This is a genomic window from Streptococcus sanguinis, from assembly GCF_050225395.1.
Taxonomy (GTDB): domain Bacteria; phylum Bacillota; class Bacilli; order Lactobacillales; family Streptococcaceae; genus Streptococcus.
On sequence record NZ_CP071431.1, the window covers coordinates 1,235,142 to 1,259,810 of the forward strand.

The 24,669-nt window shown below is 43.4% G+C and carries 21 protein-coding genes; 3 read left to right on the top strand and 18 right to left on the bottom strand.

The features are described from left to right. Positions 1 to 8: 8 nt before the first annotated feature. The 14 genes from J1C81_RS06235 to nox form a co-directional block, all read right to left on the bottom strand. Positions 9 to 1,268 carry a dihydrolipoamide acetyltransferase family protein gene (locus J1C81_RS06235; RefSeq protein WP_002915246.1) on the bottom strand — a complete coding sequence of 420 codons (1,260 nt, stop codon included), beginning with the start codon at positions 1,266 to 1,268 and terminating at the stop codon, positions 9 to 11. A 13-nt stretch (positions 1,269 to 1,281) separates the two neighbouring features. Then, positions 1,282 to 2,313 carry an alpha-ketoacid dehydrogenase subunit beta gene (locus J1C81_RS06240; protein ID WP_002915247.1) on the bottom strand — a complete coding sequence of 344 codons (1,032 nt, stop codon included), beginning with the start codon at positions 2,311 to 2,313 and terminating at the stop codon, positions 1,282 to 1,284. An 18-nt stretch (positions 2,314 to 2,331) separates the two neighbouring features. Continuing rightward, on the bottom strand, positions 2,332 to 3,405 hold the full coding sequence (locus J1C81_RS06245) for a thiamine pyrophosphate-dependent dehydrogenase E1 component subunit alpha (protein WP_002915248.1): 1,074 nt from the start codon (positions 3,403 to 3,405) through the stop codon (positions 2,332 to 2,334). Between the two features lie 15 nt (positions 3,406 to 3,420). Next, positions 3,421 to 4,761 (bottom strand): dihydrolipoyl dehydrogenase, encoded by a 1,341-nt coding sequence (lpdA, locus tag J1C81_RS06250; RefSeq protein WP_002915250.1) that lies wholly within the window; start codon positions 4,759 to 4,761, stop codon positions 3,421 to 3,423. A 206-nt stretch (positions 4,762 to 4,967) separates the two neighbouring features. After that, the gene (locus J1C81_RS06255) at positions 4,968 to 7,211 is read right to left on the bottom strand and encodes an ATP-dependent Clp protease ATP-binding subunit (RefSeq protein WP_002915252.1); all 2,244 of its coding nucleotides are present in this window, start codon (positions 7,209 to 7,211) and stop codon (positions 4,968 to 4,970) included. 227 nt (positions 7,212 to 7,438) lie between these two features. Continuing rightward, positions 7,439 to 8,782, bottom strand: a complete 1,344-nt coding sequence (locus J1C81_RS06260; protein WP_002915254.1) for an MATE family efflux transporter — start codon at positions 8,780 to 8,782, stop codon at positions 7,439 to 7,441. 115 nt (positions 8,783 to 8,897) lie between these two features. Continuing rightward, positions 8,898 to 9,479 carry a xanthine phosphoribosyltransferase gene (locus J1C81_RS06265; protein WP_002915256.1) on the bottom strand — a complete coding sequence of 194 codons (582 nt, stop codon included), beginning with the start codon at positions 9,477 to 9,479 and terminating at the stop codon, positions 8,898 to 8,900. Between the two features lie 64 nt (positions 9,480 to 9,543). After that, entirely contained in the window at positions 9,544 to 9,732 is a 189-nt protein-coding gene (locus tag J1C81_RS06270; RefSeq protein ID WP_002906601.1) for a twin-arginine translocase TatA/TatE family subunit, read from the bottom strand. Further along, positions 9,732 to 10,448, bottom strand: coding sequence for a twin-arginine translocase subunit TatC (gene tatC, locus J1C81_RS06275; protein ID WP_032909720.1), 717 nt, complete (start codon positions 10,446 to 10,448; stop codon positions 9,732 to 9,734). The genes J1C81_RS06270 and tatC overlap by 1 nt, the downstream gene beginning before the upstream one ends. Then, positions 10,441 to 12,141 (bottom strand): FTR1 family protein, encoded by a 1,701-nt coding sequence (locus J1C81_RS06280; RefSeq protein ID WP_002915260.1) that lies wholly within the window; start codon positions 12,139 to 12,141, stop codon positions 10,441 to 10,443. Before J1C81_RS06280 ends, tatC begins: the two co-directional genes overlap by 8 nt. After that, positions 12,119 to 13,327: an iron uptake transporter deferrochelatase/peroxidase subunit gene (gene efeB, locus J1C81_RS06285; protein WP_002915262.1), complete on the bottom strand. Its 1,209-nt coding sequence runs from the start codon at positions 13,325 to 13,327 to the stop codon at positions 12,119 to 12,121. Before efeB ends, J1C81_RS06280 begins: the two co-directional genes overlap by 23 nt. Positions 13,328 to 13,331: 4 nt before the next feature. Continuing rightward, positions 13,332 to 14,204 (bottom strand): iron uptake system protein EfeO, encoded by an 873-nt coding sequence (gene efeO / locus J1C81_RS06290; protein WP_002906605.1) that lies wholly within the window; start codon positions 14,202 to 14,204, stop codon positions 13,332 to 13,334. 118 nt (positions 14,205 to 14,322) lie between these two features. After that, positions 14,323 to 15,879 carry a ClC family H(+)/Cl(-) exchange transporter gene (locus tag J1C81_RS06295; protein WP_002915264.1) on the bottom strand — a complete coding sequence of 519 codons (1,557 nt, stop codon included), beginning with the start codon at positions 15,877 to 15,879 and terminating at the stop codon, positions 14,323 to 14,325. A 143-nt stretch (positions 15,880 to 16,022) separates the two neighbouring features. Continuing rightward, the gene (nox, locus tag J1C81_RS06300) at positions 16,023 to 17,399 is read right to left on the bottom strand and encodes a H2O-forming NADH oxidase (protein ID WP_002915266.1); all 1,377 of its coding nucleotides are present in this window, start codon (positions 17,397 to 17,399) and stop codon (positions 16,023 to 16,025) included. 258 nt (positions 17,400 to 17,657) lie between these two features. On the opposite strand from nox, the gene J1C81_RS06305 reads away from it, so the two are divergent. From J1C81_RS06305 to J1C81_RS06315, 3 genes are all read left to right on the top strand, one after another. Further along, entirely contained in the window at positions 17,658 to 18,593 is a 936-nt protein-coding gene (locus J1C81_RS06305) for an FAD:protein FMN transferase (RefSeq protein ID WP_002915268.1), read from the top strand. Positions 18,594 to 18,764: 171 nt separating this feature from the next. Then, positions 18,765 to 19,370: an NADPH-dependent FMN reductase gene (locus tag J1C81_RS06310; protein ID WP_002900396.1), complete on the top strand. Its 606-nt coding sequence runs from the start codon at positions 18,765 to 18,767 to the stop codon at positions 19,368 to 19,370. Between the two features lie 17 nt (positions 19,371 to 19,387). Further along, a complete protein-coding gene (locus tag J1C81_RS06315; protein ID WP_002915271.1) occupies positions 19,388 to 20,638 on the top strand; it encodes an NAD(P)H-dependent oxidoreductase in 1,251 nt (416 codons plus the stop codon). 50 nt (positions 20,639 to 20,688) lie between these two features. On the opposite strand, the gene sdbB is transcribed toward J1C81_RS06315, so the two are convergent. From sdbB to J1C81_RS06335, 4 genes are all read right to left on the bottom strand, one after another. Then, positions 20,689 to 21,264, bottom strand: coding sequence for a thiol-disulfide oxidoreductase-associated lipoprotein SdbB (gene sdbB, locus J1C81_RS06320; protein ID WP_002915272.1), 576 nt, complete (start codon positions 21,262 to 21,264; stop codon positions 20,689 to 20,691). Positions 21,265 to 21,279: 15 nt separating this feature from the next. Continuing rightward, on the bottom strand, positions 21,280 to 21,987 hold the full coding sequence (gene ccdA2 / locus J1C81_RS06325) for a thiol-disulfide oxidoreductase-associated membrane protein CcdA2 (protein WP_002915273.1): 708 nt from the start codon (positions 21,985 to 21,987) through the stop codon (positions 21,280 to 21,282). A 221-nt stretch (positions 21,988 to 22,208) separates the two neighbouring features. Continuing rightward, a complete protein-coding gene (locus J1C81_RS06330; protein ID WP_002915274.1) occupies positions 22,209 to 23,912 on the bottom strand; it encodes a cache domain-containing sensor histidine kinase in 1,704 nt (567 codons plus the stop codon). Continuing rightward, the gene (locus tag J1C81_RS06335; RefSeq protein WP_032909721.1) at positions 23,909 to 24,643 is read right to left on the bottom strand and encodes a response regulator transcription factor; all 735 of its coding nucleotides are present in this window, start codon (positions 24,641 to 24,643) and stop codon (positions 23,909 to 23,911) included. Before J1C81_RS06335 ends, J1C81_RS06330 begins: the two co-directional genes overlap by 4 nt. Between the last annotated feature and the right edge of the window lie 26 nt (positions 24,644 to 24,669).

Sequence of the window (24,669 nt, forward strand, 5' to 3'; positions counted from 1 at the left end):
TTCTTCTATCAGAAAACCAAGTCGTAAGGAGACTCCAACTTGTCCGCTAGACTGGCTAGAAATTCCGCTGCGGGCTGACCATCTACGACTTGATGGTCAAAAGTCAAGCTGAGCGGCAGGAATTTCTGCTCGTAGACCTGTCCTTGGCTGTCAAGAGCCAGCGACGTTTGCAAGGCACCAACTCCTAAAATGGCTACTTCTGGTGTATTTAGGATAGGAGTGAAATATTCAATGCCTGCTCCCCCGAGATTGGTAATACTGAAGGTTGAACCTGAGTAAAGAGCTGGATCCAAAGTTCCTTTACGAGCTTGATTGGCTTCCGTTTTGATAGCTAAGCCCAAGTCAGCCAGCGTTAGCTTATCCACGTGACGAATGACCGGAACCACCAAACCATCACTAAGCGCCGTCGCGATACCAATATGAATATCTTCTACTTCCTGATATTGACCATTGAAATACCAAGCATTGAGCTGAGGGTGATCTTTCAACGCCTTGGCAACAGCCTTTGTAAGCAGAGTCGTGATGCTGATTTCGCCATTTTCTAGTGGAGAAGCGACCTTATCCTTCATATCCTGTCTAAAGGCTATCAGTCGACTGATATCCACCTTACGATGCAAGGTCACCTGAGCAGATGCCTGGAGACTATTCATCATCCGCTCTGCAATAGTCTTGCGCATACCTATCAATCCTGCACCATAGTCAACTTGAGCAGCATGCTGAAGGACTGCTGAGCTACTTTCAGGTGTTTGGTTTGGAAGCGCCTCTGGTTTATAATTTTCCACATCTCGTCGGGTAATACGGCCATTGCCTCCCGTTCCTGAAATCAAGGAAATATCATATCCTTTTTCCTTAGCAATCTTGCGGGCAAGAGGAGTGATGAAAATACGTCCATGTTCACTGTTTCCGACAGAGTTGGAACTTGCTGCCACAGTTTTTTCAGCTAGCTCTGGCTCTGAACCAACTGCTCCCTTATCACTTTCTGATTTATTCGCAGAGACTTCTTCTGTCTCCATACCTAGAACAGATTCTCCCGCTTCACCAATCCATGCAATTACTTTCTTGCAAGGGACAGTATCGCCCGCCTGACTGATAATTTTTAAAATCACTCCTGCACTTGGCGCCTCTACATCGCTGGTCAATTTTTCAGAACTGATTTCCAAGACAGGCTGACCAGCAGCTACGGTGTCGCCTTCCTTGACCAGCCAGTTATTTATCAGACCTTCGGTCATTGTTAAGCCTAGCTTAGGCATTACAATTTCTGTAGCCATACTTGCCTCCCTTCTATCTCTTCAGATCGTCAATCAATTCTGCAGCAACAGTCAGAACCTTATCAGCATTAGGGATATAGAGCTGCTCCAGATTCACAGCAAATGGCACTGGCACATTTGGTGCGCAGACGCATTTTACCGGACCATCAAGATAATCAAAGCATTTATCAGTCACTACAGCTGCTATATCCGTCGCTGTATTATTGTGAGGGTTGGATTCATCAACGATAATCAGTCGTCCAGTTTTCTTGACTGATTCAAAGACAGTCTCCTCATCCCAAGGAGCTACTGTTCTCAAGTCAATCACTTCGACCGAAACACCATCTTTTTCCAAGCGATCCGCTACCTCATAAGCAACATAAAGCATTTTACCGATAGTAACGATAGTGAGGTCTGTTCCTTCACGGCGGACAGCAGCCTTTCCGATTGGAACTGTATAATATTCTTCTGGTACCTCTCCCTTGATACCATAGAGAGTCTTATCTTCTGAATAAATCACGATATTGTCGTCTTCAATGGAAGCCAGCAGTAACCCTTTAGCATCATACGGAGTTGCTGGAACAACTACCTTTATGCCAGGTATAGATCCAAAGAGACCGTAATATGAACCCGAGTGCTGAGCTGCAGCCGAAGCTCCTGCCCCATGCATGGTCCGCATTGTCATCGGAACCTTGGCCTTACCGCCAAACATATAGCGCATTTTTGAGCCTTGCCCCAGAATGGCGTCAAAGCAGAAACCGATAAAGTCATTGAACATCAGCTCCGGTACTGGACGCAAGCCAGTCAGAGCCATTCCAACAGAAGCTGACACGTATCCGTGCTCTGAAATCGGAGTATCAATCACCCGTTCTCGGCCATATTTTGGCATAAGCCCTTTGGTTACACCCATTACACCGCCCCAAGCATCTTCGTTTTCTTCTTCCAAGTGCTTGATTGTTACACCGCCAGCAATATCTTCTCCCAGAAGGATTACGGTGTCATCTTTTGCCATTGCCTGATCCAGCGCTTCATTGATTGCTTTCATAAATAACAGTTGTCTAGCCATTTGATCAACCTCCTTCTATCAATCAGCAAATACATCTTCCAGCAGAGAGTCGGGACGAGGAATCGGACTGTCTTGAGCAAATTTGATAGCTTCTTCCACATCCTTTCGAGACTCTTCTAAGATGGCATCAAGTTCCTCTTCAGTCAAGAGGCCATGCTCGATAGCGTAGTCACGGAAGACGTCCAGAGCATCCACATCAGCCCAGTCTTTTTCTTCACCTTCCAAAGCCTTATACTTCTGCTCATCCCCTTCAAAGTGACCATGATCGCGATATGTTACAGCCTCAATCAAGGTAGGACCTTCCCCTCTACGAGCCCGCTCTACAGCTTCCTTGGCTACTTGGTAGACAGCGAATAAATCCTTACCATTAACCCGAACGCCGGGCATATTATAAGCAGCCGCTCTCTCAGCAATGGTGCCAGACGCTGAAGAATACCATTGCGGTGTCGATTCTGCAAAGAAGTTGTTTTCATTGACAAAGATAACTGGCAGTTTCCAAATTGATGCCATATTGAGACATTCGTGGAAATTCCCTTCATTGGCCGCACCATCACCGAAGAAGCAGACAGCTACACTGTCGGTTTTCAAGTACTTGTTGCGCATTGCTGCACCGGTAGCTAGACCAAAGCCTCCACCAACCATACCATTGGCACCGAGGATTCCCTTGTCCAAGTCAGCGATGTGCATAGATCCGCCTTTTCCTTTTCCAAGTCCAGTCTCCTTGCCAAAAATTTCTGCCATCATTCCCTTTAAATCACCGCCCTTAGCAACACAGTGACCGTGTCCTCGGTGAGTACTGGTAATATAGTCCTGGTCTGTCAGATTGGCACAGACACCCGTAGCGATCGCTTCCTCTCCAGCATAAAGGTGAACAAAGCCAGGAATCTGTCCTGCAGCAAAGAAACGCCGTGTATTTTCCTCAAAATTTCGGATATCCCACATGGTTTTATACATGGTTTTGGCTTTTTCTTTGGAAATCTGCTCCACCTCAACTTCGGTAGCATCATGGACTTTTAAATCGACTAGCTCTGATACAGCCCCTTGGCTTCTTGTTTTGGTCAATCGTTGTGGTAAATCTTTATAATTTGACATATTTTTACCTCCTCATTAATCGTCCTGAACGAGTCTTTTAGCGACTTCTTGTATTAGTTCTGATGTGGTCGGATGAGCAAAGACCGTTTCAAGAACTTGATCCAGCGTTGCTTCAGCCTGCCTCAGCAAAATCAAATTCTGCAGAAGATCTGTACCGTTCGGACCGACGATGACTGCACCTAGCAGAAGATGGTATTGCTTTTCTGAGATTAGCTTGACATAGCCCTCCGTCTCACCTATAGCAATAGCCCGCCCATTATAAGAGAAAGGCAGCTGCTCGACCAGAACATCATAGCCGGCCTGCTCAGCCTCTTCCTTGCTGAGACCAAAAGAAGCCACTTCAGGATTGGTGTAGAGTGAACGGGGAACACCTAGCGGATCAACTGCTTCTTCAGCTCTCCGGCAGATAGCTCGCACAGCTTTTATCCCTTCTGAACTAGCTACGTGAGCCAGCATATAAGATTCCAAGAGATCACCGATAGCATAAACATGCTCTTTGGATGTTTCGTAGTATTGATCTACCTTGACAAAATTCCGATCTGTCAAGGCTAATCCAATATCCTTGGCTAGCTCTAGGTTTGGTTTGCGGCCAGTAGCGACCAAAAGATGGTCGAAAGCAACCTGCTCGTTCTCAAGTAAGACAGAATTAGCAGTTACTTCCTTTATCTGCGCTCCCTGATAAATCATCACCCCCATTTTCTTTAGTTTCTTTTGAATCACATGTCGCGCTTCTGCTTCTTCAGTCAAAAGGATTTCCGGCGCAACCTCAATAACAGTGACAGCGACACCCAGAGGAGCCATAGCGAAAGCTAGCTCAATTGCGATAACGCCACCTCCGATAATGACTAACTTCTCAGGAAGCTCCCTCAAGTCAAAAAACGTATCCGTCGTTAGATAGTCAACCTGTTCCAATCCCTTGATAGGAGGCACAAAAGGATAACTGCCAGTAGCCAAAATCACATCTTTGCCACTGATTTCTTTACCATTGACGGAGAAAGTTCGGTCTTTGACAAACTTGGCCTGCCCTTGGATATATTCAATACCTAAAGACTTAAAGCTAGCATGAATTCCAGATTGCAAACTGGCAACAACCTGATTCTTTCGGTCTACCAATTTCTCAAAATCAATCCTTTCAAGCTTGCTCTCAATGCCATAACGCCTAGCCTCCTCCATTGTCAGCAACCAATGACCGTGCTGGAGATAAGCCTTAGACGGTATACATCCCACATTCAGGCAGGTTCCGCCGATAGACTTCTTTTCTACTACGGCCACCTTCTTGCCCAAACGAGCTGCTTCTTCAGCAGCCACATAACCACCCGGTCCAGCACCGATAATCAAAACATCATAAACAGACAAAACACTCCTCCTTTCATAAAATGCAAAGGGTGCTCCAACAATCAAAATGATTGCTGTCGGCTATAGATACAAAAAGCATCTTATTATTTTTCGTATACCTAAGACTCATTTCAAAATCTCAGGATACAGTCTGCTCAGAAACTATGAACCTCCTTTCATCATTTTCTTTGCCTACAAATAGTAAGCGCTTACTTTTTAGAAGAAACTTATACCAAATAATTAAACTCCTGTTGCCTATCCTTCAAACTGACTTGAACTGTCATTTCAGTTGTTTCCTTATTTTCGACCAAATAACGAGCCAAAGGCGTTTCTAGATAGCGCATAATGCTTCTTTGAATAGGACGAGCACCAAACTCTGGTTGGTAGCCTTTCTGGGCTAAAAAAGCGTAAACTTCTTCGCTCAGATGAAGCTGAATCTTCTGATGTTTCAACCTTTCCTGAAGTTGCCGAACCATAATTTTTACGATATTGATCATATCTTCTGTCCTCAGAGGATTGAAAATAACCGTTTCGTCAATCCGATTTAAAAACTCTGGTCTAAAGCTATGTTGAAGCAAAGATAGAACTTCATCTTGCGTTTCAGCAGTCAGTCCCTGTTTACTTTTGAGACTTTCCAAAATCTGCTGGGAGCCAATATTGCTTGTCATAATCAAAATAGTATTTTTAAAGTCAATAGTACGGCCTTTAGAGTCTGTCAAGCGTCCTTCGTCCAAGACTTGCAGTAGTGTGTTGAATACATCCGGATGGGCTTTCTCAATCTCATCCAGCAAGACAATCGAATAAAGCCTCCTACGAACAGCTTCTGTCAGCTGTCCTCCCTCTTCAAATCCTACGTAACCTGGTGGCGGACCAACTAAACGAGCTACGGCATGTTTTTCCATGTACTCAGACATATCCAGCCGGACCATTTCCAGCTCATTACCAAACAGCCGCTCAGCAAGGGATTTTGCCAGAGCAGTCTTCCCGACTCCAGTCGGCCCCAGAAATAGAAAGGACCCAATAGGACGCTTGGGATTTTGAATTCCTGCTCTCGAGCGCAAAATAGCCTCCGAAACCTTTTGAACAGCTTGGTCTTGCCCTACAATTCTCTGGCGCAGGAGCTTGTCTAGATTTAGCAGGTGTTCGCGTTCATTGTCCATGATTCCCTGCACTTTGATTCCTGTTATACGCTCTACGATACTAGCTATATCTTCACGACTGACGTCTGGTCGTTCAGTTTGCGCTTGACCTAGCTGGATTTTCTTAACAGCACACGCCTCATCAATCAAGTCCAGTGCCTTATCAGGCAAATAACGATCTGACAGATAACGAATTGAAAGACTGATTGCTGCCTGCAAAGCTTCGTCCGTCAGCCTAACTCTGTGAAAGTCCTGATAATTCTCCCGCAGTCCTTGCAGAATTGCCAATGCCTTATCTTGATCGGGCTCCTCAATGCGAACCCGCTGGAAACGCCCTTCCAGAGCTTGATCCAGCTCGAAGCTTTCTCGATAAGCAGCAAAAGTCGTTGTGCCAATGATATTAATCTGACCCTGAGCCAAGAGTGGCTTTAAAAGATTGCCTGCATCAAGAGAACCCTCTGTCCGCCCTGCCGTCACGATTTGGTGGATATCCTCAATATAAAGAATAATCTTCCCCTTAGCAGCCAGCACCTCATCCAAAACAGCCTTAAAGCGCTCTTCAAACTCTCCTCTATATTTAGTCCCGGCAATCAGTCCGCCTAGATTTAACTTAAAAACTTCCTTGCCCAGTAAATGTTCCGGAACATCATCAGCAAGCAGTCTGCAAACAAACCCCTCCATTACTTTAGATTTCCCAACACCTGGAAAACCTAAGAGAATGGCATTGCTTTTCTCTTTCCTACACAGCACACGGATAATATCGTCAATTTCGTCTTTTCGACCAATTACCTGTCTATCGGTCTGGTCAGCCAACCACTGATTAAAGTTAGTTGCATATTTGCTCAGGGCTTGATAGCGACTCTCCTGACTGGAAGAGACTGCTCGTTTGCCTTGGCGAACCTTATTCAACTTTGCTGCAACTAGCTCCTTATCAATTCCTGCCTGTTTTAAAAAGACAGTTATCGGATTTCTCTGCTGATGAAATAGACTGAGAATCAGGTGCTCTACTGTTACCACCTCGTCCCTCAGTTCCGCCCTCTCAGCCTCTGCATCATCCAAAAGATTCTTGAGACGTTGACTATACTGACGTCCGTAGTGACTCGTGTCCGTATGTGAAAACACAGGAATCTTGGCTAGTTCCTGATTGATGACACTGATAAATTCATTAATATCAAGGTCCAGATCGGCATAGAATTCCAAGGCAAAAGCCTGGGGCTGGGTCAGCACTGTCCAGACATGCGGAATGTCCACTTGATAATTGTGTTTTTGAATAGCTAATTCCTTTGCAGCATTTAGTACTTCTTGCAAAAGATGGGTATAGTGTTCGGTCATATAGTTTCCTCGCTTTTCTACTGAAAACCAAAGTCAACTGCAAACAATATTTTAAAAATTAACCTATTTTAACAAAAACTTAACTTGATAATCTTATGTCTATTATATCATTTTCACAATCAATATACTAGAAAATATGTAAGCGTTTTAACGTTTTAATCTAATTTTAACAAAAGATTGTGAAAAAAAGAGTATTGACTTATCCTAAAGGGACAAACCAACACTCTTTAATTTGTAATATTTTTAGCCAAATGATTAAGCCGCCACTGAAAGAGAATACCGCTCATCACCAAGCTGGCAATGAGACCAATCCAATATCCATAAGGGCCTAAACTAGTATAGTGATCTAAGAAGAACCCCATGGGCAGCGAAACTCCCCAATAGGCAATCAAACCTAAGTAAAATGGCACCTGAGTATCCTTATAGCCCCGAAGAATGCCCTGCAAAGGAGCCGCAAAAGTATCTGCCAACTGGAAAAAGAGGCTGTAGGTCAGAAAAACAGATGTCATACGGATAAACTCGGCATCCGATCCATAGAGAGCAGCCACACGGTCACGTAAGATATAGAGAAAGAGAAAGGTAAATCCAGCAATTCCCAAGGCCGTCAGCCGCCCAAGTTTACAGAATTTCTTAACATCGTCAGGACGATTGGCTCCAATTTCATAAGAAACAATGATGGACATTGAGGTTGAAATACTCATAGGAAAGGCATACATTAAGTTTGAAAAATTCATGGCCGCCTGATGGCTGGCAATGATTAGTGACGAAAACTTAGCCATGATCAGGCCAACAACCGAGAAAATCACGACTTCAGCAAAAAACGTTCCGCCAATAGGCAGTCCAAGTTGAATGCCTTCGATTAAGCCTTTTTTGTCTAGCGGTCGAATCTTCCATAGCTCATAGGCTCGAACTTTTGGATGTTTGGCTGCTACTAACAAGGATATGAGGAGCAAACCCCAATAAGCCAAAGAAGTCCCAAGTCCAGCTCCAGCTCCGCCCATTTCTGGAAAACCAAATGCTCCGTAGATTAGGGCATAATTAAAAGTGCCATTCAAAGGTAAAAGTAAGAGCATGAGATACATGGAAAGCTTGGTCAACCCCAGAGCATCAAACAGAGAACGAATGGTGCTAAAGAGTAAAAGAGGAATAATACCAAGCGCCAGATACCAGAGATAGTTCTTAGCTACTCCTTCTACCAAGGGCTCTAAGCCAAGGTGGGCCAAAACCAGAGGAGCGCCCATAAATACCAAGGCAAATAAAATTAGCGATAACCCCAAAGAAAGATAAATAAATTGATAAAAGTCTGAAGCAATCTTTTCTTTTTTTCCCTGTCCTAAATGATGCCCGATTATGGGTACCAAGGCCGAAACAATCCCTATCAGCAGGTCGAAAAATGGAATCCAAAGACTAGTTGCCATGGAAACACCAGCTAGATGCAGAGTGTCATACTGGCCAGTCATGGTCGTATCGACAAATGAGGCTGAAAAATTGGCCAGTTGGTAGATCAAAATTGGCAAAAAAATAGAAATAAAGAGCCGCATCCGCTGATTTAAATTATGAGTTTGGTGCATAGAAATCCCTCAAAAACTTTTTCTAGCCAAGTAAAATCAATGAGCTTAGATTTTTAAAATATCAACTATCTTTACTATACTATAAGCCAGACAGATAGTCAAAAGGAAAAGGAAATCATATATCTGCCTCAGTAAAGACAACCTGCCCCTTCTCAAAACCTGCGATTCGCGCCAAAGAAAGGACACGATAACCGGATGTTTCCAAAAGTTGACGGCCATCCTGAAACGATTTTTCAATGACAATGCCAACTGCTTCAACCTGCGCTCCTGCTTGCTCAATAATGGTAATCAATCCCTTGGCGGCCTGACCATTAGCCAAGAAATCGTCAATAATCAGCACCTTATCATCAGAGTTGAGAAATTTCCCAGCAATCGAAACGGTCGAAGTCATTTGCTTGGTAAAAGAATAAACTTCGGCCGTCAAGATCCCTTCTGTCATCGTGATGTTTTTGGCCTTCTTAGCGAAAATCATTGGTAGACCCAGCGCCTCTGCTACATAGACAGCCGGAGCAATACCAGAAGCTTCAATAGTTACTACCTTGGTAATTCCTGCATCCTTTACTGCCTCCGCAAAGACCTGGCCAATCTCTTTCATCAATGAAAAATCAACCTGATGAGTCAGAAAAGAGTCAACTTTCAGGATATTTTCACCTAACACTTGTCCATCCCTGAGAATCCGTTCTTCTAATTTTTTCATTTCCCCTCCTTTTCACGAACCATCTTGATTCTAGCATAAAAGCACGGATATTCGTGCTTTTCGTTTACTCTTTTTCGTTTTTATTCTCGGTCTTTTCTTCTTCTCCAGCATGATTGACTGCTTTTTTGAATTCTGAAAACATTTTACCGATAGATTGCCCCAGTTCAGGCAGGCGCTTTGGTCCGAAAATGAGCAGGGCTCCCAGAACAATAATGATTACCCCAGGTACTCCGATATCTTTTAAAAGTCCCATTAATTTCTCCTCGTAGATTTTCTTTGATAAATGATGCGGCTAAGCAGGATGCTGACTTCATAGAGCAAAATCAAAGGCACTGTCATAGACAAGTCGCTGATAAAGTCGGCCGGTGTCAGGATAACAGCTAAAACCAGCAAAATGAAGTAAGCGTATCGTCTATATTTTACCAAAAATTTCGGATTGAGCAAACCGATAGAAGTCAGAAAGGACACCAGAACCGGCAACTCAAAAAGGCAAGCAATCGGAATAGTGGTATGAAAGACGAAACTAAGATAATTCTGCGCTGTCAGTCGTGTCTCAAAGAGGCCCTCACCCAGCGACAGCAAAACCTGCAAAATAGCTGGAGTCACAAAGTAAAAGCCGAAAGCCAGTCCCATAACAAAACAGAGAAAGGTAGCCGGGATATAGGCGAAAACAGCTCGTGCTTCATTGGCCCGTAAAGCTGGTCGAATAAACTCCCAGACCTGATAAACAAGAAATGGCAAGGTTAGGGAAAAAGCGACCAGACTAGCCAGACTGATATAAATCCAAAGGATATCATTCGGCCCCAGCACCAGCAGCTTCTGCTCAAAATTACTAGTCAACCATCGATAAATATAAGCCGAAAAAAGCAAGCTGGCCAGAAAAACTACGAAGAAGCAAGCCAATACCGCTAGAAAACGCCGTCTAAACTCTGTCAAATGCTCAATAATAGTCTGCTCTTTTTTATCCATGCCGCTGCTCACTTTTCTGATTTTTCCAGCTAACATAGACCACCAGCAGGATAAAGAGCGCCTGACTAACTACCACTTCTAGGCTTGGATAAATCCCCATCCAGTCTACAGTCACAAAGCCATTGATTAAGTGAGTCGGTAGAATATTGGTCAGCTGAAGGGCATGGATGCTGACGCCCAGCATTTTAAAGGCCAGAGCATAGATTAGCCAAGTCAGCCAGAAGAAAATGCTGTGTGGCTTGAGAAGACCCGAAGCCTTGCTCATAATAAAGGCCAACAAGACCAAGACCAAAATAGCCAAGCCGATTCCCAAAAGGAAATCAGTCATAGTGATGCGCGGCAAAATTCCTGCATAAAAGAGGATGGTCTCAGCCCCTTCACGGAAAACTGCCAGAAAGCTAAGTGCAAACATGGAAAGAAAACTGCCTGTGGCTGTTACAGCCTTCATTTGGCTTTCCATAAAGTCATTCCATTTCTCGATAGATGCCTTGCTGTGCAGCCAGATACCAACCAATATCATCATGGCGACAGCGAAAATTCCCACTGCACCTTCAATAATTTCACGATTGGATCCGGAAGCAACTGCTGGGAAAAGAAACTGCAACAAAGCTGCAATCACAGCGCTGGCTAGAGCTCCACTCGCTGCCCCGGCATAAACCCATTTGAGCCCTTTTTTCATCTTAGAGGCTTTCAGAGTCGTTATCAAAGCCATGACAATCAAAAGCGCTTCTACACCCTCACGCAGTAAAATCAGCATAGCATCAAAGAAATGATAGGAAGCTGTTGTGTCAATCTGGGACAGCTCACTAATCAAGGATTCTAGCTGCTTTTGATATTTCTCTTCGCTTCCCTTGACCATAATAACAGGCGTCTGATTCTCAACCTTGGTATAAAGCGAAGGATTGTTGACACTGACATCTCCTTCAATCGTTGGCCAAATAGTGATGAACTCTTTCATCTTGGCAGCAGCCTTTTTATCATCTCCGCTTTGAAAGAGACTCAAGGCTTCCTCTAGGAGCTTAATTCCATCTTTCAGCGTCAGATTACCAGCAGTTTCTTGGACTTTCTCGCCTTTGACAAAATTATCAATGGCTGTTTTCAAATCATCAAAAGAAGACTGAATCGTATCAAAGTCAGTAGGCTCCGTCTCAATGGCACTGCGCAGGAATGAAATAGCTGTTTCTACCTTGCCGTAATGGGCTGTGCTGTTGTCTCGCACTACGCTTTCATTGGTGGTCCAGGTGCTATTCATCTTCTTGTATGCTTCTCTTGTCGCTTCTAAATCCTTAGCGCTAATAGCCTTTTGTAGATTTTCAAATTTTGGCTCTAACTTACTGAGAAGCTTCTTTTTCTCAGCCTCTAAGTCGACTGGATTCTGCTCTTTCTCAAATTTCAAGAGGGCCGAAGAGATTTGTGTCAGCTTCTCCTCCGTCACCTGACCCGATAAATCTAGTGCCTTACTTACCTCTTGTCCCGCTGCTGAGTCATGATTAGTCACCTTTTCAAAGTCAGTCTTGATTTCTCCGACTAGCTGCTTGGCTTTTTCCTGGTCCTTCTGCTTGACTGCAGTGCTGGCATCAGTGATTTTGACGAATAAACTGCTGTAGCTATCATCCGCTAAAACCGGCTTAGCCCAAAAGACCAGCATGAGCCCAAATACCAAGAGACTTTTATTCAAATAATTTTTGACCAATGTACTCTCCTTTTTTCACTCCGCCAAAGCAGGCAAACAAGCCACTGCCAATATGTGTGACATATTCATTCATCTTATCTTGAGCGCCTAGATTAGTCAGAACTTTGACAAAGCTATCTGGATCTTTCTGGAAGGAAAGAAAGAGTAAGCCTGTGTCAAATTGACCGGTAGTTTCATCAATCCCATCCGAGTACGAATAAGACCGGCGGTATATGGGTTTATCAACCTCCTTGGCCAGACGGACATGTGAATCCTCTGGCAGCAGGTCCAAGTCAACCTCGTCAAACTCGTCTTTCTTGCCAAAAGGCGCTCCGCTATCTTTATAGCGGCCGAAAGTGTTTTCCTGCTCCTGCAGATTGGTCCGGTCCCAGGTCTCAAGGAACATCTGTATTCGGCGGACAGCCATGTAAGAGCCGCCCTGCATCCAGTCCTTGCTGTCGCACCAAATGACCTTGTCAAAATCTTTTTCCTTGGTCACATTGGCTGTGCCGTCCTTAAATCCAAAGAGATTACGAGGCGTTGACATCCGGTCTCCGATAGCAGCAAAGCCTGACTGACTCCACCTCATAGTGATGGCATTTCTCCCCTTGCGGACCAAATTGCGGACCGCATGAAAGGCCACCTGCTCATCATCTGCACAGGCTTGGATGACAATATCGCCACCAGTATATTTTTCTTTAAGCTGCTCCTTTGGAAAAGGCGGCAAATCCCGAAAAGCTTTTGGTCGTTTGTCTGACAAGCCCATTTTTTTCAGAAAAGAGGCTGAGACACCAAAGGTCAAGGTCAGTCGATAAGGGTTGAGACCAACAGTTTCTCCAGTATCCGTTGGCGGCAAAAGAGCATTAGAATTATCTTTTTTGACCAATTCTCCATCTACTAGCTTCTCGCTGTAGGCCGTCCAGTCCTTAAAGAGCTGGATAATGGACTCCCTATCTGTCGTATGCAAATCCAACACAACAAAGTAGATATTCTTCTGCATTGGAGTTGTGATCCCCGCCTGATGCTCCCCGTAAAAGCTGATTTCTTCCTCACCGTCAGCGAATTTCTTATCTTCCTTGGCCTGATTAGCGAAAAAAGCAGATGCACCAGAGACACCCAGTGCAAGACCAGCGCCTCCAATCCCTGCTTTTTTAAGAAATTCACGACGATCCATCTTTTTATTAAACCATTTTTCGTCGTTTGTCATATGATTACTCCCCGTTTAGAATGACTCCCATTTGTGAAAGAGGCTCACCCAGTTTGGTCACTGCTTCTGCCAACTCTTTGGTGTCTTCCTTTGTCAATTCTGTATAGAGCTTGTAGTTTTCCGAGTCAGTCATGTGCTTGTCTAAAAGACCATTGACGTTTTTAAACTCAAGTTCCAGGGTCTTGACAAGTTTCTCGTCCTTATCCTTAATCAATGGCTTAAAGAGCTCAAAAATCTTTTCTGCTCCTTCAATATTCGCACGGAAATCATAGAGATCTGTATGGGAGAATACTTCTTCTTCACCTGTAATCTTGCTGGTCGCTACTTCATTGAGCAAGTCAACAGCACCTGTCAGCATCATATCCGGTGTCACTTCAACCGTTGCGATTTTAGCTTTTAGCTCCTTTATATCATTGACCAGCTGATCAGCATAGCTTTCAGTTCCCTTGGTTGTGTTTTGCTCCCACATGATTTTTTCAATACGGTGGAAACCAGACCAACCTTCTTCGGTCTTGTTTTCGTCCACATAGTCGACTAAGCGGAAGTCAATTTTAACATCTGATTCACCAAAGCTCTCAGCAATCGGCTCCGAGCGCTCATAGGCCATACGGATAAGTGGATATTGCTTTTTAGCCTCATCTAGTTTGCCTTCTTTAAGGGTGTCACGAAACTTCTCCGTATCTGTCAGGAGCTGATCGATTTGTCCTTGGACAAAAGATTTGTAATCCGCCGTCGCCTTGTCCAATTCTTTCTGATTGACAGCCGTTTGGCTGCTGGACGCTTGACTGCTTGAGCCAGTCTTGTTTGAAGAGTTGTTGGCTGCACAGCCAGTCAGTAAAATTGCCGTTGAAAATAGGACGATGCCAAGTTTTTTCATGGTGACTCCTTTGTTTTCTCTCCTAGATAGAGATTATTTCCTGTAAATTATACCAGTTTTTCTCTTATATTTCAAGAAATTGTCTGACAATTTAATCAAAAACTCTATATTAAGACCATTAAAGCAGCTCTTCTTTAACTTTCCCGATTTCCGTCTTTTTCAGCACCAAGTAAATCGTATCTCCCAGATAGAGGCGCGTGCTACCATTGACCGTTTGAGTCTTTCCCTTGTGGACATTCATGGTAATCAAGACCCCATCAGGCAAGTTTAGCTCATGCACCTGCCGACCAGCAATCTTTTCAGAAACAGGGATTTCAATTAAAGTAGTATCTCCCTGGTCCTCGATACTGTCTGGCAACATTTTTTCCAGCATGGCTTCATAGACTGGCGCTCCTTTTAGCAGATCCATGATAATGTAAGCAGTCAGAGTGACCAGTCCCAGCGGCATGAGATTACGGATGTCACCGACCATCTCTGTGACCAGAATCATGGCTGTCAGTGGAGCCTTAGAAATGGCACCGAAGTAGCCACTCATACCCAGAATAATGAAAATCGGAAATTGCTCCTGAGAAATCAAACCTAGCTGCAGACAGATCGCCCCCATTGCTCCGCCCAGAAGTGAACCCAGAGCTAGAATAGGCAGGAAAATACCACCTGGCAGCCCGCTTCCGTAACTCAGCATGCTCCAAACAAAACGCAGAACAAAAAACAAGAGCAAGGTTCCCACAGTATAAGGACTAGCGGTCAAAGATAAAATCAACTGATTGCCCCCGCCTAGCAAGTGAGGCAGGAAATAACCAATCGGAAGAATCAAGGCAAAGGCCAGAATGGGATAATAGGCTTCTGAAATCTTAAACAAGCGACCAAAAAACTGATAAACTAGCTGAATGTTTAAAATGACTTTCTCATAAATAAAGCCTGACAAGCCCAGCAGCACCCCCATGACTAGGTAAATCCAATACTGCTCCAGTCTCATAACTAGAATATTATCCGGCATGTCCAGCACTGGTGTTAAGCCAAACATGGAGAGCGAGACAAAGTTAGCGACTAGACTGGCCGCCAGCGTAGAGACCCAGAAAAAGCGTGAAAAATGACGGTAAACTTCTTCTACTACGAATAGCAGACCTGCTATTGGTGCATTAAAAGCTGCTGCTAAGCCTGCTGCTGCACCGCTAGCAATGAGCGCTCTCTCCTCAGCGGCACTCAAATTCAGAAATTTAGAGACGCCTTTGCCGCTCATAGCACCCAACTGAATACTTGGTCCTTCTCGACCTAACATCAGACCGCTTGAAATGGCTAAAATCCCCAATACAAACTTCTTCCAGAGAACACTCCACCAAGAAAGCGACATCAGACCTTTCAGCTCTGCTTCAACCTGCGGAATCCCTGAACCCTTGATATTTTTCTCTGACTTTACCAAGCGAGCATTGAGCAAGACGATGAAAGCATAAAGGAACACCAAGGCCAGTAACCAAATCATAGACTGCTGACTCCTATGGTAGACATCCTGCACTAAGTGAAAGATTTTTTCAATCAGAAAGCGAAAAACGCCCACCACCAGTCCAGCAAAAATCCCAACTAAAACACCTCGCAAAACCTGGGAAATAATCGAATGAGTTGCGAAATTAAATTCTCTCTTGATGTCGTCCTCTTTCGAGATAGACTTTTTTGCCATTCCCAATCTCCTCTAACTAGTTGCTTTACCAATATTCTAGCACAAAGCAGGCCTGATAAACAGATAAAATATAAATTTCTTCTTTCAGTTTTCTTTTTACAGGCTCTACAAAAAAGTCTGGAAATTATTCCAGACTCATTTTCTTATTTTGCTTTCAAAGCTGCTTGAGTAATGTAGTTGTATGGTTTGTTGAAGTGTGGCAGGAAGAAGAGATCCAGCAAGGCCAATCTATCAATTGTAACCTTTTCCTGAATAGCCAATGAGAACATGTGAATACCCATAGACATATCTTCTCTAGAAACCATCTGAGCTCCAAGAACTACACGAGTGTCCTTATCATAGACAATCTTAATTGTAACATCATGATGCTCAACTTTTTCAAGGAAGGTTGGTTTTTGAGTATCTTTAAACTCAACCACAGCTGGGCTATAACCAAAGCGTTTTGCTTTTTCTTCTGTCAGACCAGTTGAAACCATCTTCAAACCAAAGATTTCGATACCGTTAGAACCTTGAACACCGTTAGACTCCAATTCATGACCGCAAGCATTATGAGCTGCTACGATACCAGAGCGCAGGGCGTTAGAAGCCAAGGCGATGTAGTTTGTATCGTTGATAGAGTTATCGTAGACAGTCGCACAGTCACCAATTGCATAAACATCTTTGATGCTAGTTTCTTGCTTCTTATCCACCAAAAAAGCACCATTGCGGAATGTTTCCAACTTGCCAGCACCAAGACCAGTGTTTGGACGGAAGCCAACTGCCAAAACAACCATATCTACATCATAACTAGCCTTATCCGTTACAATGCGTTCTACCTTGCTTTCACCTTCAATAGCCTGAACAGTTTGACCAAGGGCTAATTGAACACCATTATCTTCAAGATTTTGGCGCATCATTTCAGACAAGTCGTGGTCATAATAACCAGCCAAGCAAGTATCCACAACGTCGATCAGAATCACTTCTTTACCAAGGCGTTTGAAGGCTTCTGCCAACTCAACCCCAATGTAGCCAGCACCTACTACTGCCACACGTTCGATATGTTTGCTCTTGTCTTGCAATTTCTCAATAACATCTGCAGCATTTTGATACAATTTAACAAACTGCAGATTTTCCAAGGTTGACTTAAATTCCCGACTGTTAGGATCCATTTCAGCACCTTTAATCGGAGGCAGAATTGGCTGAGAACCTGTTGCCAAAATCAATTTGTCATATGACTCTACATGCTCTTTACCGTCTACAATAGCTGTAACTTTTTTCGCATCATAATCAATTGACTCAACTGGTGAATTCATATAAACTTTTGCGCCTTTTGCTTCAAAAGTTTCTTTATCTGCATAAAAAAGTCCATCTGGCTTGCTGATTTGCTGTCCAATCCAAAGGGCCATTCCGCATGCCAAGAATGAAATGTTTGAGTTTTGGTCAAAAATAACTACTTCGTTTTCTGCACCATAATTGTCCAACATTGTATTAATACACGCTGTACCTGCGTGGTTTGCACCAACTACAACGATTTTACTCATAAGAATAGTCCTACCTTAATTTATAATTTACTAGAACAGTATATCATCTCCTGTGAGCGTTTACAAGAAATTTGCTCGAGATTTTCAAAAATTCTTATACAGCCTAAAAAGCTATACCACCGCTGTCTCATCGCTTCGAAAATACAGCTTTATGCGAAAGTTAATTTTCTGAAAATATAACAATTTTAAGATTGTGAAACCGGTATCTTTTTGATATAATAAGGTTAGAGAGGTTAATTTTAGAAAGGTTGTGATAATGTGGACTTTGCTTCTCGCTCACTCCATTTGATGGGGAGTACGATTTGCATATCTCTCTGTCATGAGCGAGCGGAAATACTCTTAGATGAGGCGGTTCAACTGCTTCATCTCTATAAAAATCGCTTCAGTGCCAATGATGAAGACTCTGAACTTATGACTATCAATCATCTGGCAGGAATTGAAAGCGTCTCAGTTCACCCAGAACTTTTTGAGCTGATTGAGCTGGGGAAATATCACAGCCTAGCAGAAGGCAGCCACTTAAATATCACGATTGGCCCTCTCGTCCAGATCTGGCGGATAGGATTTTCAGACGCCCGTCTCCCAAGTAAGGAGGAGATTCAGCATGCTCTGTGCTTGACTGACCCAAACTTACTTGAGGTGAATCCAGAAAATTGTAGTGTTTTTTTGACTAAGAAAGGCATGAAGCTGGATTTAGGTGCCTTGGCTAAAGGCTATATCGCTGATAAGATTAAGGACTATTTGCTGAGTCAGGGAGTGACTTCTGCTCTTATCAATCTTGGTGGCAATGTCCTAACGATCGGGCAAAATGCAGTCAGCCAGCGTGCCTGGCGAATTGGCATTCAAAATCCCAAGTTGTCACGCGGCAATCACTCAGCTATACTAGCTGTCACCAATCAGTCAGTGGTTACATCAGGAATCTACGAGCGAACCCTTACGGTTGAAGGGCAAAACTACCATCACATTCTGGATCGCAAAACAGGTTATCCTATCGAAAATCAATTGGCTAGTCTGACCATTGTTTCAGACAAGTCGGTAGATGGCGAAATCTGGACGACTCGTCTATTTGGTGAAAGTCCGACATCAATTCTGTCCCAGATTGAACTGCAAGCAGGGATTGAAGCATTGATTATCACCCAAGACGATCAGCTCTTCTGTAGCTCAGGCCTTTTAGAGCAGATAATTCCTGCTTCTTAATTCTCAAAAGTGATGAATTTGCTGCCTCACTATGCGATAACTCTATCGCTCTAGCTTTTATAAACAATGCCCATTTAAAAACGCCCTCTTTTTCTTCAGGTTTTTACTTGCCTCAAGAAAAATAAATGCACTTACGAGGGATTTGTATCTCCATTTCAGAAAGGAAATTTTATGTTAAAACTTATTGCAATTGTTGGAACAAATTCTAAACGTTCTACAAACCGGCAACTTCTTCAATATATGTCTAAGCACTTTGCTGACAAGGCTGAAATCGAGCTGGTAGAGATTAAAGATATCCCAATGTTTAATAAACCTGCAGACAGAAACGTGCCTGAATTGGTATCAGAAATTGCCGAAAAAATCGATGCAGCGGATGGCGTACTTATTGGTACACCTGAGTACGACCACTCTATTCCAGCTGTGCTCATGAATGCTCTGGCTTGGCTTTCTTACGGAATCTATCCACTGCTGAACAAGCCAGTCATGATCACTGGTGCTTCTTATGGTACACTTGGCTCCTCTCGTGCCCAGCTGCAGCTCCGTCAAATTTTGAACGCTCCAGAAATCAAGGCAACTGTTCTTCCAGATGAGTTCTTGCTTTCGCATTCCCTTCAAGCTTTTGACCAAAGCGGAGACTTGGTAGATCTTGACGTTGTCAAAAAATTGGATGCTATCTTTGATGACTTCCGTATCTTTGTCAAAATTACTGAAAAATTGCGCAACGCACAAGAATTGCTTCGCAAAGATGCTGAAGAATTTAACTGGGAAAAATTGTAAGATAGGAGACCGAAAGAATGAAATTTGTTGGAATTGTAGGATCAAACTACGAACAATCATATAACCGAAAATTGTTGGAATTCATCCGCCGTCAGTTCAAAATTAAATTTGAATTGGAAGTCTTAGAAATCGATGAAGTCCCAATGTTTAACCAGGATGAAAAATGGGATGAAAGCTTCCAATTGCGGTATTTGTATAACAAAATCACACGTGCGGACGGTGTCATCATCGCAACCCCTGAGCACAATCATACTATCAGCGCTCCTTTGAAGAGTCTCTTAGAATGGCTCTCTTACGAGGTTCATCCTTTCGAAAACAAGCCAGTCATGATCGTCGGTGCTTCTTACTATGATCAAGGAACTTCTCGTGCTCAAGTTCACCTGCGTAAAATCCTAGACGCTCCTGGTGTCAATGCTTACACTCTTCCAGGCAATGAGTTTTTGCTAGGCAAAGCCAAGGAAGCTTTTGACAATGATGGCAATATCACCAACGAAGGAACTGTGAATTTCCTTGAAACATGCTTAGATAACTTTATCAAATATGTAGAGGTCGTTTCAAAATTGAAAAAACCAAAACCAATCGAACCTGAAGACTTAGACTGCGGGAAACCAATCGCTACGACAATTACAGAAGTTGATCCAGATGATCCAAAATGGGTAGAAAAAGTCGCTGAAATCACTGGTGCTGTTTCTGGTGATACTTATGTCAAACTCGACCATGGTATCTTGACCGTTAATCAAATTGATATGTTCTTAAAAGCTATGCCATTTGAATTGACATACGCTGACGATAACAACCAATTCCTTTACTACAACAACGCCCACCAAGACCCAGACACCATGTTTGCCAAACGTGTGCCACCTCAATCAGGTAGCCGCATGTCAACCGTTCATGGTTCTCTTCCACCAGCTCGGATGAAAAATGTAGAGTGGGTTATCGGAACACTTCGCAACGGAAATCAAGAATACGTACGTACAATCGTCCCAGGTTCACCTGCAGGCGTTATCAATACCCACAACTACCAAGCTATGTACTATCCTGACGGATCATACGCAGGTATCAATGAAATCGTCTTTAATTTCCAACCATGGCTTGACTGGTACTTAAAAGAAACTGGTCAACGTTTGGTTGGAGGCAGCGGATCATTTGCTCCTGCCGGAGGTCATGGAGACGCAGACGCTACTTCTGGTGCTTCTGATGCCGGAGGTGATGGCGATGGAGGCCACGGAGGCGGAGGAGCCGATGCGACATCAGGTGCTAGCGCTTAATTACCTTACAAACAAAAAAGAATGGATGATAAGTCCATTCTTTTTTCGCTTTATTTCATTTCCTTGAAAGCTGCTTCTGCATCAGCATTACTGATAGCACCAAACTGGATTTTTCCGATTTTCCCTTGACTGTCAATGAGGATTTCAGTTGGGATGCTACGAATCTGATAGGCTTGGAAAATTTCTCCTGAAGTGTCAAATAGAACTGGTACATCTTTATAACCTTGTTCTTGAAACCATTTTGGGAATTCCTCGGCAGATTTCTCTCCTTGCAGGCCTGGTGCTACAACTGTCAAGATTTCGAAATCACGGTCCGTTTTACCAGCTAACTCGACCAATTCTGGCATACTCTTCTTACAAGGTCCGCACCAAGAAGCCCAGAATTTTAGATAAACCTTCTTGCCTTTATAGTCAGAAAGCTTGACTGTTTTTCCATCCATAGATTGCAGAGTAAAGTCAGGAGCCTCTTGACCGACAGCTGCTTGGGTGACTATACTTGTCTGAGCGGTCTCACTAGACGAGCTGCTGGCTGTGGGCATAGTGATAGGCTTCTCTTCCTGTTCCGAACAGGCTACCAAAAAGACCACTGCTGACACAGTTGCTAATAAAGTAACGATTTTTTTCATATTTCTTTCTCCTTTTTATCCAAAAAGTCCAGACAGGGCGTTGAGCTGTCCTAGCATCAGTAGAATTCCCATCAGAATAATCAGGGCTCCGCCGATTTTCTTCATCAGGCCCATATAAGGCTTGATTTTATTAAAATACTGCATAACAAAGCTAGACGCCAAAGCTAGGATTAGGAAAGGCAGGGCCATTCCTAAGGTGTAAATCAAGGTCAAAATTGCTCCCTGAAATGCACCATTCCCACCTGAAGCTGCTAAGGCTAAAACTGAGCTGAGGATTGGTCCAATGCAAGGAGTCCAACCAAAGCTAAAGGTAATCCCTAGTAAGAAAGCAGACCAAAAATGATGTTTCTGACCGTTCTTTTTGAAAGTCAAGCTCTTTTGAATCTGTAACTGGCGAATATTAATAAGCTCCATCTGGTGCAGACCTAGCAGAATGATGAGGCCGCCCATCACATAACGAAAGGTCGAACTGTAAATAATAGTTCCTAAAAATCCAGCCCCAAACCCTAGCAAAAAGAAGACTGTAGAGATGCCTGCAATGAAAAAAAGTGTTCTAACCATGCCTTGCCAAGCAAGCTCCCGGCCAAATACTTTTAGAGTCTTGACCTCCTTGGCATCCAATAAAATGCCAATATAAACCGGCAATAAGGGAAAAATACAAGGGGAAAAGAAGGACAAAATACCCGCTAAAAAAACTGAAACAAAAAATAAAGGTGATTCCATTTTCTCTCCTCTAACTACTTACGTAGAATATACATTCACTTATCATTATAAATGAATCTTGTGGATTTTTCACAAATCTGCTACGGTAATTTTCTTGCAAACTCATGAGACTAGGAAAAGAGAAAATTTCGTTTGATGAAAAGCAAAACCAGTGCATTTTTTCAAACAGTAAAAAGCCGGAGAAAATCCTACCAGCTTGAATATTTTAAAACTTAATAGACCTAATCATCTGTAACTAGCGGCAAATAAAGACTAATCTGGGTAAATTTATCCGGTTCGGACTGGATTTCCATATGGTAGTCGTCTCCGAACTGCAATCTTAAGCGTTGATCAACATTTTTCAGACCGACACCACCTAAGCGAAGGAGAGTCGCATCCATAGAGGCGTTGACATCAAAGCCTCGGCCGTTATCATAGATAGATAATATCAGCTGCCCCTCTTCTGCTGCCGATGTCACCCGAATTATGCCATGTCGGTTAATTTCCTTGATGCCATGGTAGATGGCATTTTCGACCAAAGGCTGAAGTACCAGCTTGGGCAGTTTATAATCAGCTATAGATCCATCCTCTTCAATCTCATATTGGAGCTTGTCGCCATAGCGCTGCTTCTGGATGAAAAGATACTGACGAACGTGATTAATCTCATCTCTAAGAGAAATCTGTTCATGCCCTTGATTAAGCGCCAAGCGGAAATACTGAGCAAGTGATTTTGTTACCTCGACAACACGCTTGCTGTCGTTAAATTCAGCCATCCAGACAATCGTATCTAAGGTATTATAAAGGAAATGGGGGTTGATTTGAGCCGAGAGAGCTCGGAGCTCATAGCGTCGAACATTTTGTTCTTCAGTCTTGACAGCTTCCATCAGTTGTTCAATCTGATCCAGCATTTTATTGAACTGCTGAGCCAAGTCAACTAACTCTGGAGAACCCTTTGCTTCTGCCCGAAGATTTGAGTCACCTGCCCCAATCTTCAGAATGACAGCCTGCAGATTCTGCAGAGGCTTAATCCACAAACGCAGAACAAACCAAATACCAGTCAAGCACAACAGGAGTGCTAAAATGCCCATTCCCACAAAAGAATAAAGCATCTGTGACTGAAGCATCTGCAATTGCTCTAATGAGGCGACGCCAATTAAAGTCCAGTCGCTGTCCGCGATATCAATCTGATAGACAAACGCCTGTTTCTGGTCTGCGTAACCGTCCTTGACCGAGATATAGGGCTGCATAGCTTTCATTTCCTGACTAGAGGAATAAACACTCTTCTTAGGATGATAGACAAATTCATGCTGGCTATTGACAATAAAACTAAAGCCTTTCTTGCCTAGCTGAAGCCGATCAAGATAGGCTTTGAGACTGTTATAGCCGATATCCAGACGCAAAACACCCAGATTCTGCCCTGCGTCATCCACCACTTCCTGAGTGACGGAAACAACCCACTTCTCCTTCTCAGATGACAGAGATTCTTTCCGAGCAGGAGTCAAGACAGGCATGGCTCTGGTATGAACAGCTTCCTGGTACCACTTTTCACTCATCATATCAGAAGATGTCTGCATGCTGATTTGAGAATCTGTCGATACCACGCGCCCGTCCTTGGTAACCAAAACTGCCGACACCAAATCCGGATCTGTCTCAATAATGGTTTTCATCAAAGACTGAACTGACGTTTCGCTGTTTTCTTGATTCTGAGCAAACTTCCGAATCGTTTCTTCCTTACTCAGTGTAGATGTAGTTTGCTTTAATTTTTGCAAATAGGAAGCAATGAACTGGCCGCTTTGCTCCATACTATTACGCGTCGTCCGCTCTGTCAGCTGTCGAATAGTCCCCGAGCTAGTCTGATAATAAAGACTCCCAACAACCCCCAAGAGTAAAAGAACCAGCAGAAAAATATAGACAATCAACTGGATAAGAAGCGGATATCGTTTCATTTCTCCTCTCCTTTTTTAAACTGCCGGGGTGTCAGCCCAACCACCTGCTTGAAGCGCTGAGAAAAATAGTTCATATCTTCAAAACCTACCTGTTCTGCTATTTCATAAATCTTCAAATCTGTAGTTAAGAGTAAGAGTTTGGCTTTTTTCATCCGCTCTTGGATCAGATAATCCTGAAAGGGCAAGCCTAGTTCTTTTTTGATAAGAACACTTAGGTAGGACGGACTAAACCCTAATTGGAAAGCCAAACTTTTCAGACTTAATTCTGAATCAGCTAGACGCGCGTGAATAGCCTCTTCCAACTCAGAGCGTTGCCCCTGATCGACCAAGTTTTGAATCTGTGCTTTTTTACGTTCTTTATCGAGCTTGGTCTGCAGCTTGGCCAACATTTCCTCAACATCATCTTTGGAAAATGGCTTGAGAAGATAGTCATCTGCACCTAGCTTAATAGCCGTCCGAGCATAGTCAAAATCATCATATCCAGTCAGAAAAACGATATGGCACTTAGGAGCCTGGTCTCTGACTAGCTTGGCCAGTGCGAGGCCGTTCATCTGGGGCATATTGATATCGGTCAGCAGGATGTCAGCAGGATTTTCCTGAAATTTCTGCCAAGCTTCTATTCCATTTTCAGCTTGGGCAATGACTTGCATACCAAACTGTTTATAGTCTACCAAGGACGCAATCCCTTGTCTTACCAGATACTCATCCTCTACAATCATAATTGAATACACAAGATTCAACTCCTTATTTATACTGG

Excerpts from the sequence above, each read along its gene's own strand:
- J1C81_RS06235 (WP_002915246.1), bottom strand. The coding sequence starts at position 1,268 with ATGGCTACAGAAATTGTAATGCCTAAGCTAGGCTTAACAATGACCGAA.
- J1C81_RS06240 (WP_002915247.1), bottom strand. The coding sequence starts at position 2,313 with ATGGCTAGACAACTGTTATTTATGAAAGCAATCAATGAAGCGCTGGAT.
- J1C81_RS06245 (WP_002915248.1), bottom strand. The coding sequence starts at position 3,405 with ATGTCAAATTATAAAGATTTACCACAACGATTGACCAAAACAAGAAGC.
- J1C81_RS06255 (WP_002915252.1), bottom strand. The coding sequence starts at position 7,211 with ATGACCGAACACTATACCCATCTTTTGCAAGAAGTACTAAATGCTGCA.
- J1C81_RS06260 (WP_002915254.1), bottom strand. The coding sequence starts at position 8,782 with ATGCACCAAACTCATAATTTAAATCAGCGGATGCGGCTCTTTATTTCT.
- J1C81_RS06265 (WP_002915256.1), bottom strand. The coding sequence starts at position 9,479 with ATGAAAAAATTAGAAGAACGGATTCTCAGGGATGGACAAGTGTTAGGT.
- J1C81_RS06270 (WP_002906601.1), bottom strand. The coding sequence starts at position 9,732 with ATGGGACTTTTAAAAGATATCGGAGTACCTGGGGTAATCATTATTGTT.
- tatC (WP_032909720.1), bottom strand. The coding sequence starts at position 10,448 with ATGGATAAAAAAGAGCAGACTATTATTGAGCATTTGACAGAGTTTAGA.
- efeB (WP_002915262.1), bottom strand. The coding sequence starts at position 13,327 with ATGACAAACGACGAAAAATGGTTTAATAAAAAGATGGATCGTCGTGAA.
- efeO (WP_002906605.1), bottom strand. The coding sequence starts at position 14,204 with ATGAAAAAACTTGGCATCGTCCTATTTTCAACGGCAATTTTACTGACT.
- J1C81_RS06295 (WP_002915264.1), bottom strand. The coding sequence starts at position 15,879 with ATGGCAAAAAAGTCTATCTCGAAAGAGGACGACATCAAGAGAGAATTT.
- nox (WP_002915266.1), bottom strand. The coding sequence starts at position 17,399 with ATGAGTAAAATCGTTGTAGTTGGTGCAAACCACGCAGGTACAGCGTGT.
- J1C81_RS06310 (WP_002900396.1), top strand. The coding sequence starts at position 18,765 with ATGTTAAAACTTATTGCAATTGTTGGAACAAATTCTAAACGTTCTACA.
- J1C81_RS06315 (WP_002915271.1), top strand. The coding sequence starts at position 19,388 with ATGAAATTTGTTGGAATTGTAGGATCAAACTACGAACAATCATATAAC.
- sdbB (WP_002915272.1), bottom strand. The coding sequence starts at position 21,264 with ATGAAAAAAATCGTTACTTTATTAGCAACTGTGTCAGCAGTGGTCTTT.
- ccdA2 (WP_002915273.1), bottom strand. The coding sequence starts at position 21,987 with ATGGAATCACCTTTATTTTTTGTTTCAGTTTTTTTAGCGGGTATTTTG.
- J1C81_RS06330 (WP_002915274.1), bottom strand. The coding sequence starts at position 23,912 with ATGAAACGATATCCGCTTCTTATCCAGTTGATTGTCTATATTTTTCTG.